Source organism: Salinifilum aidingensis, from assembly GCF_054782015.1.
The window spans coordinates 1-567 of the sequence record NZ_BAAGTH010000044.1 but is presented as its reverse complement, the minus strand read 5'-3'; the positions used below and the strand labels follow the sequence as shown (position 1 = coordinate 567).

Genomic DNA, 567 nt, shown 5'->3' with positions numbered 1-567 from the left:
CGTCCCCGCCCAGCGCCCCCTCGGAGCCCGTGGGGCGCGGCCGCCGGCGGCCGCGGACGACGTGCCCGCGGTCCCAGCGGTCCGACAGCCGGTCCAGCCGGCGGGCCAGCCGGTCCACCAGCTCGTCGACGGCCTCCCTCGGCCGCGCGCCGCTCGCCTCGGCCCGGACCATCCGCCCGTCGACGTCGACGGTCACCTCGACCTTCACGGGCCGGGCGGCGTCCGCGCGGGGGCGGCCGTCCGCTCCGGATCCGGCGCCTCCCGCCGGCGCCGTGCCCGCCCGCGGAAGGGACCGTCCCTCGCCCGTCACGGCAGACGCTAGGCTCGGCAGACGTGACCAGGACCGTCCTCGCCTCAGCCTCGCCCGCCCGTCTCGCCCTCCTGCGCAGCGCGGGGCTCGACCCCGAAGTCATCGTCAGCGGCGTCGACGAGGAGGCCGTCACGGCCGACACCCCGGGCGAGCTCTGCCTCACCCTGGCGCGCGCCAAGGCGGCGGCCGTGGCGCGTGACGTGACCGACGGCCTGGTCATCGGCTGCGACTCGATGCTGGAGCTCGACGGCCGGGCC

At 79.0% G+C, this 567-nt stretch carries 2 protein-coding genes; one reads left to right on the top strand and one right to left on the bottom strand.

The genetic code is table 11. From position 1 onward, the window contains the following. The coding region (locus tag ACYVJE_RS23050; protein ID WP_461146132.1) for an HPF/RaiA family ribosome-associated protein at positions 1 to 208 on the bottom strand (208 nt) is incomplete at its 3' end. Positions 209 to 333: 125 nt separating this feature from the next. Here ACYVJE_RS23050 and ACYVJE_RS23045 point away from each other — a divergent pair. Then, positions 334 to 567: Maf family protein (locus ACYVJE_RS23045; protein ID WP_461146131.1), on the top strand; the 234-nt coding region annotated here is incomplete at its 3' end.